Source organism: Geminicoccus sp., assembly GCF_035556675.1.
Lineage (GTDB): Bacteria > Pseudomonadota > Alphaproteobacteria > Geminicoccales > Geminicoccaceae > Geminicoccus.
This window is the reverse complement of the sequence record NZ_DATMFZ010000332.1, coordinates 1-6,510: the sequence shown is the minus strand read 5'-3', so window position 1 is coordinate 6,510 and position 6,510 is coordinate 1. Positions and strand designations below refer to the sequence as shown.

At 61.9% G+C, this 6,510-nt stretch carries 6 protein-coding genes and 1 pseudogene; 6 read left to right on the top strand and 1 reads right to left on the bottom strand.

Annotated features, from left to right (window positions below; genetic code table 11):
* Window positions 1-184: 184 nt before the first annotated feature.
* The gene (gene groES, locus VNS22_RS23475) at window positions 185-499 is read right to left on the bottom strand and encodes a co-chaperone GroES (protein ID WP_325736815.1); all 315 of its coding nucleotides are present in this window, start codon (window positions 497-499) and stop codon (window positions 185-187) included.
* Window positions 500-1,230: 731 nt separating this feature from the next.
* On the opposite strand from groES, the gene VNS22_RS23470 reads away from it, so the two are divergent.
* The 6 genes and pseudogenes from VNS22_RS23470 (at window position 1,231) to VNS22_RS23440 (ending at window position 6,314) form a co-directional block, all read left to right on the top strand.
* The gene (locus VNS22_RS23470; RefSeq protein ID WP_349261877.1) at window positions 1,231-1,788 is read left to right on the top strand and encodes a recombinase family protein; all 558 of its coding nucleotides are present in this window, start codon (window positions 1,231-1,233) and stop codon (window positions 1,786-1,788) included.
* Between the two features lie 549 nt (window positions 1,789-2,337).
* Window positions 2,338-3,045, top strand: a complete 708-nt coding sequence (locus VNS22_RS23460; protein WP_325736813.1) for a ParA family protein — start codon at window positions 2,338-2,340, stop codon at window positions 3,043-3,045.
* Window positions 3,042-3,383 carry a hypothetical protein gene (locus VNS22_RS23455; protein ID WP_325736811.1) on the top strand — a complete coding sequence of 114 codons (342 nt, stop codon included), beginning with the start codon at window positions 3,042-3,044 and terminating at the stop codon, window positions 3,381-3,383. Before VNS22_RS23460 ends, VNS22_RS23455 begins: the two co-directional genes overlap by 4 nt.
* Before the next feature lie 277 nt (window positions 3,384-3,660).
* A complete protein-coding gene (locus tag VNS22_RS23450; protein ID WP_325736810.1) occupies window positions 3,661-4,557 on the top strand; it encodes a replication protein RepA in 897 nt (298 codons plus the stop codon).
* Between the two features lie 188 nt (window positions 4,558-4,745).
* Window positions 4,746-5,141 (top strand): annotated as a pseudogene (locus VNS22_RS23445) (recombinase family protein).
* Between the two features lie 58 nt (window positions 5,142-5,199).
* A protein-coding gene (locus VNS22_RS23440) for an IS3 family transposase (RefSeq protein WP_325736808.1) occupies window positions 5,200-6,314 on the top strand; the annotation gives its coding sequence in 2 pieces (ribosomal slippage) (window positions 5,200-5,446 and window positions 5,446-6,314; 1,116 coding nt in all).
* Window positions 6,315-6,510 lie beyond the last annotated feature (196 nt).

Sequence of the window (6,510 nt, the reverse complement as noted above, 5' to 3'; positions counted from 1 at the left end):
GATGCGCGGCGCGCCGAAGCTCTTCTCGATGACGACGTTGCGGCCCTTGGGGCCGAGCGTGACCTTCACCGCGTTGGCGAGGATCTCGACACCGCGCAGCATCTTGCTGCGCGCGTCGGTAGAGAAGCTTAGGTCTTTAGCTGACATTTTCGTTCGCCATGATGATGGTGATAGAAGGAGCGGCTCAGGCGGCCTGCTTCAGCGAGCCGGCATCATCAAGGATGCCCAGGATGTCGCTTTCCTTCATGATCAGCAGATCGTCGCCGTCGATCTTGACCTCGGTGCCCGACCACTTGCCGAACAGCACCTTGTCGCCAACCTTGACGTCGAGGGCGTTCACCTTGCCGCTCTCGTCGCGGGCACCCGGGCCGACCGCCACAATCTCGCCCTGCTGGGGCTTTTCCTTGGCGGTGTCCGGGATGATGATCCCGCCCTTGCTCTTCTCTTCACCCTCAATGCGGCGGACGACCACCCGGTCGTGCAGCGGCCTGAATTCCATGGCGTGCGCCTCCTTGAGCTGATTGCCCTCTAGTTAGCACTCTATATCTGAGAGTGCCAAAACTAACCAGCTGTTTGAGAGCGGCTGGCTACTTAGGAGAATCGGCCTTCGACCCCTGCCCCGGCCATGGTGACCGGGACAACCGGTCAATGGAGTTCAGTTCATCGAAATAGACACATCCTAAAGCCAGGTTCGATCCAAAGGGGGGAACATTGTCAGCACCCCATGGGATATTGCTATTGGCTTGCTGAGCGCCTCTAATGGATCGTTGGACCTGCAGGCAACTAAGCCGCGCCGAAAGCGCCAAAGGTCTGGAGGTGATGGCGATGAGACCAAGCACACTGCGGATACGGGCGATCCTTTTGCAGTCACCAGGCGTTCTGGCGCTGATCGCCAGGACGACAGGCTGTACCGAGGAAGAACTAATCAGGGCGTTGGCAGGCGAGGTCGTGTTCGATTCGATGCGCTCGGCGCAGGTGGAATCGTACATCCGCCATATCTATGGCCTATCGGCTTAGACACTGATGTCGATGTTCGAGCTCGGGCTGCACTCGGTCAACTGCCGGCTCCATTGCAGTCCATTTCCAGGAGGAACCCGCATCGGTTAGGTCTACCCCAGCAAGACGAGCGGCCGAGACGCCCTCCCCTGTCTCACATGGGTTGTTCTTGATCTTCCAAGACGCTAGGCAGGACGGGTCTAGAAGCCAGCGAGACAAGAGGCCCCTCCCCTCATGCCCACTTATGGCTATGCCCGGGTCAGCACACTCGATCAGGACCTCACCTTGCAGCAGACCGCGCTCAAGGCCGCCGGCTGCAGCGTGGTCCGTGCGGAGAAGGCCAGCGGCACCCGGCGGGATGGCCGCACCGAATTGCAGGTGCTGCTCGACTTCCTCCAGCCAGGGGATGTGCTGATGGTCACCCGGATCGACCGGCTGGCCCGCTCGATGAAGGACCTGCAGGACATCGTGCATGAGCTCAAAGCCAAGGGAGTGAGCCTGAAGGCCACCGAGCAGCCGATCGACACCGGCAACGCTGCGGGCAAGGCGTTCTTGGACATGCTCGGGGTGTTTGCCGAGTTTGAGACCAACCTGCGCCGGGAGCGGCAGCTGGAGGGGATCAAAGCGGCCAAGGCCAAGGGCATCTACCAGGGCAGGAAGCCCAGCATCGACGTGGCCGAGGTCCGTCGCCTGAAAGAGGAGGAGAAGCTCGGCGCCGCCGCGATTGCCCGCAGGCTCGGCATCGGCCGGGCCTCTGTCTATCGGGTGCTGGGGGCAGTCAGACGGTCCTGAGCGCAGCCAAAGGCTGTAGCCATCCCCGCCGCAGGACCACTTCGTCTAGACCCCACTCTGTCAGCGCAGGTTCTCAGCTGGCGGCCTCACCATCCAAGCGATGTTTGATCTGCGGCCGCGCCCCCTCCCCTGCCCGAGCAGGACTGCCCGCCGTTCGGTATCAGGGTGAGAACGGAGACGATATCAGTGCTAGCAGGTGGTTGCAGCAGCAAGGCAACATTAGCCGATAGCTAATCGTAAATTCTGATAGCTACCAGATAGCTATCTAAGAGATAGCCACAAAACTGTCGATCTCCCGAGCGTTAGCTGATAGCTATCTGGTATCATTTAGGACTCCTTATCATGGTACACTTCGTACACTTCCCCGTCCGTTATTAGCCGGCTATCTACTAGCTCCCTGGTAGCTATCCGCTATTAGATGGTCGTTACGGGGCAGATTGGCTCACCATACGTTTGCCGATGTGTCCGCCCGGTTATCGCGCAGTCTCCCAATAGCTGATAGCTACCAGGTAGCTGAGCCAAGAACTGATCTCGCAGGGAAGGGCGGTTATGCCGACCATCGTATTTGCAAGTCCTAAGGGAGGGGTGGGCAAGTCCACCTCTGCGGTGCTGTTGGGGGTGGAACTCGCACTGAAAGGCGCGGCAGTAACGGTGATCGATGCCGATCCCAACAAGCCCGTGTCCGACTGGGCCCGGCGCCCGGGCCGGCCAGCCAACCTTACCGTCCGTGCCGACGTCACGGAGGACACAGTGATCGATGAGATCGAGGCGGCCGCGCGCCGGACCGCGTTCGTGATCGTTGACCTGGAGGGCACCGCCTCGATGATGGTGGCCTACGCGATTAGCCGCGCTGACCTAGTGATCATCCCGACGCAGGGCTCGCAGCTCGACGCTGCTCAGGCCGCCAAAGCCATCAAGTTGATCCGCCAGCAGGAGAAGGCGTTTGCCCGCCAGATCCCCTACGCAATCCTGTTCACCCGCACGAGTGCCGCAATCCGACCGCGCACGCTGCAGTTCATCCAGAACGAATTCCGCCGCCACGGTGCGCCGGCCTTTGACACACATCTCCACGAACGTGATGCCTTTCGCGGGATGTTCTCGTTCGGCGGCACGCTGGAATCGCTGAGCCCGGGCCAAGTCAGCAACCTGGAGGCAGCGATCGTCAACGCCCGTGCATTTGCGAGCGAGGTGATTGGCATGCTGCGCCGCGAGGCGCAGCCCAAGGCGGCGCCGGCCGAAGCGGGAGTGGCCGGATGAGCGGGGAACGTGCCAGCATCTTCGGCGACGACGATTTCGAAGTCAGCGACTTTCAGCCCCGACTGCCAGACCGGCCGGCGGCACCTCCGGAGGAGGTGAGGGCGGTTTCCGAGGCAGCAAGCTTTCGTAGCCGTGAGCCTAAGGCCGTGGCGCCGCTGCCGGCCCGGCGCGAGCAGCGCCGCTACCGTACCGGCCGCAACGCCCAACTCAATATCAAGGTCCGGCCCGAAACCCTGGAGGCATTCTATGCGCTGGTCGACCGACATGGTTGGGTGCAGGGCGAGGCATTCGAACGCGCGCTTGCAGCGTTGGAGCGCGAGCTTGACCCGCAGAAGTGAGGCCCACTCTAGGGTGTGCAGGTCGGTTACAGGTGTCGAGAAAACGTGATGCCGCCGAGCGCGTGCATCTAGATGCACATCCGTACATCGGGGCCTGTTATCCACGGGCCTTCTTGGACTCTGGTGGCGGATTCTTGGACTCTGGTGGCGTTACGCGCGGTTATCCACTGGACTCTGGTGGCACAACTAATAATGAGAGAATCAAATATCTCTTCAAATAGCTAGCGCCACCAGAGTCCAAGTTGACGAGGTGGATTGTTCTGACCAGTGTCCCGGCATGGCTGACGTTCACCACCTGATCCTCCAGCACGGGATCGACGAAGCTCGTCGACAAGCGATCACTCGCCATGAGCGAGCCGTGGTGGAAGCAGCCTATCAGGTACTCGGTGACGAGACAGAAGGCATCGGCTTCACCTATTCGGGCTTCGCGCTGACCTCGCTGCCGCACAAGGAGCAGAGTGAGACTATCTGGAAGCGGGAAGGGCACAACCTTACCCTAATCCTGCAGTCCGGTATCGACCGGCAGGGACAGGAGGTAGGGCTGCCGTATGGCTCGTATGCCCGTTTCATCCTGTTGTTCCTGCAGTCCGAGGCGGTCAAAACTCGTTCACGCGAGATCGAACTGGGTCGCAGCATGCAGGTCTGGCTCGGCAGAATGGGCCTCTCAATCGGTGGGAACAGCTATCGGCTGGTGAAGGAACAAGCCAAGCGCATCTCCTTGTGCCGACTGACTTTCTTCGGCGGCCTTGGCGACCAGCAGCTTCTGCGCAACGGCGCGTTCGTAGAAGGCGCCATCACGATGTCTGGGACTCCTACGCAGCCGTCCTTGTGGAAGGATCGAGTGCGACTGGATGAGGCCTTCTATCAAGCGCTACGCGACCATCCGGTGCCGGTGAACGAAGCCTCGCTGCGCGCAATCGGTCCCCGTTCCATGGCGTTGGACGTCTATATTTGGCTGGCTTACCGGCTTCATGCCCTCAAGCGTAACACCGAAGTGAGCTGGCCTGCCTTGCACGCGCAGTTTGGCGCAGGCTTCAAGCGGCAGCGAGCCTTCAAAGCTCAATTCTTGGAAAGCCTTGAGTTAGCAGTGGCCGTCTATCCGGGCGCAAGGCTGGACATCCACGAGCGCGGCGTAACGCTGTGTCCTTCGCCGGCAGCGATCACTAAGGCATAGGCGCCACTAGAGTCCAAGGTTACGTAGCCTGCTTATATTAGATCGAGGTGCTTGTTCCGAACCTTGGATCCTCAGGTAGAGACAATTGGACTCTGGTGGCGCCTCACTAGCGTTTGGCATGGATTATTACATCGCATTGAGCTAGCTGATAGCTACTATATAGCCGTCAGCTAACACGGCCGGCCTACCTGTGCGCCGGCGACGGTCTGGTGGTATGGAAGCTGGACCGGCTCAGCCGCTCGCTGCCGCATCTGCTCTCCATCGTCACCGAGCTGAAGGCGAGGGACGTGGCGTTCCGCTCGCTGACCGAGCAGATGGACACCACCACGCCGCACGGCGAGCTGCTGTTTCTCGGTGTTCGGCACCCTGGCCCAGTACGAGCGGGCACTGACCCGGGAGCGGGTGGTGGCGGGGCTGGCCGCCGCCAGACGCCGGGGCAGGCGAGGGGGCCGACCGCCCCGGCTCTGAGTGTCGAGCAGGTCGAGCAGATCACCGCTGCACTCAACAACGGCGCCAGCAAGGCTGCCGCCTGCCGGACCTTCAAGGTACCGCGCTCCACCCTCATCGATACTGACCTTGCCTGACCTTGCCCCCTGAAATGCCCTCGATCTGAAGTTAGGGTCCGTCATTAGGAGACGGACGATGAAGCGGTCGAGGTTCACGCAAGAGCAGATCATTGGTGTGTTGAAGGAGCACCAGGCGGGTGCGACGGCGGCCGATCTGTGCCGCAAGCACGGCATCAGCGACGCGACGTTCTACACGTGGCGTTCGAAATACGGCGGCATGGACGTGTCTGATGCTCGCAAGCTGAAGGGGCTCGGGGAGGAGAACGGCAAGCTCAAGAAGCTGCTGGCGGAGCAGATGCTGGACGTGGCGACGCTGAAGGAGATGCTGGCAAAAAACTTCTGACGCCTGGTGCGCGGCGAGCGGCCGTGACCTGGGCGATCGAACAGAAGAGCTACTCGCAACGGCGGGCGTGCGGGCTGGTCGGGCTGGCGCCGAAGACTTACCGATATGCCTCCAAGCGGCCCGCCGACGATCAGATCCGTGCCAAGCTGCGCATGCTGGCCGGTGAGCGACGGCGGTTCGGCTATCGGCGCCTCCACATCCTGCTGGCGCGTGCCGGTGTTCAGCTGAACCACAAGCGGCTGTTCCGGCTCTACCGTGAGGAGCGGCTCGGCGTGCGCAAGCGGGGCGGCCGGAAACGAGCGTTGGGCACACGTTTGCCGATGGCGCTGCCCGAGGCGGCCAATCAACGCTGGTCGCTGGACTTCGTCTCCGACGCGCTATCGGACGGGCGGCGGTTTCGGGTGCTGGCCGTCGTTGACGACTTCACCCGCGAGTGCCTCGGCCTAGTCGCGGATACGTCCTTATCGGGCCTGCGGGTCTGCCGCGAACTCGATCGCATCGTCGAGCGACGTGGCCGCCGTCCGGCGATGATTGTCAGCGACAACGGCACAGAGCTGACGTCGCACGCGATCCTGCGCTGGCAGGAGGAGCGATCGGTGCTGTGGCACTACATCGCGCCGGGCAAGCCGCAGCAGAACGGGTTCGTGGAGAGCTTCAACGGCCGGTTCCGCGACGAATGCCTCAACGAGCACCTGTTCAGCAGCTTGGTCGCGGCGCGCCGAATCATCGAGGCATGGAGGGTCGACTACAACACGACACGTCCCCACACGAGCCTCAACGGGCTCACCCCAGCAGCCTTTGCAACCCGCCCCAACCAGGGCCATACGGAGAACGGACTCTGCTTATGAGCGAGGGCACGTTGGGGGCAGGGTCACCACCAACATCGGCAAGACGGACATGGCTGCTAAAGACCTAAGCTTCTCTACCGACGCGCGCAGCAAGATGCTGCGCGGTGTCGAGATCCTCGCCAACGCGGTGAAGGTCACGCTCGGCCCCAAGGGCCGCAACGTCGTCATCGAGAAGAGCTTCGGCGCGCCGCGCATC

Bases quoted from the DNA above. Each gene is read 5' to 3' on its own strand.
- groES (WP_325736815.1), bottom strand. From the start codon at position 499: ATGGAATTCAGGCCGCTGCACGACCGGGTGGTCGTCCGCCGCATTGAG.
- VNS22_RS23470 (WP_349261877.1), top strand. From the start codon at position 1,231: ATGCCCACTTATGGCTATGCCCGGGTCAGCACACTCGATCAGGACCTC.
- VNS22_RS23460 (WP_325736813.1), top strand. From the start codon at position 2,338: ATGCCGACCATCGTATTTGCAAGTCCTAAGGGAGGGGTGGGCAAGTCC.
- VNS22_RS23455 (WP_325736811.1), top strand. From the start codon at position 3,042: ATGAGCGGGGAACGTGCCAGCATCTTCGGCGACGACGATTTCGAAGTC.
- VNS22_RS23450 (WP_325736810.1), top strand. From the start codon at position 3,661: ATGGCTGACGTTCACCACCTGATCCTCCAGCACGGGATCGACGAAGCT.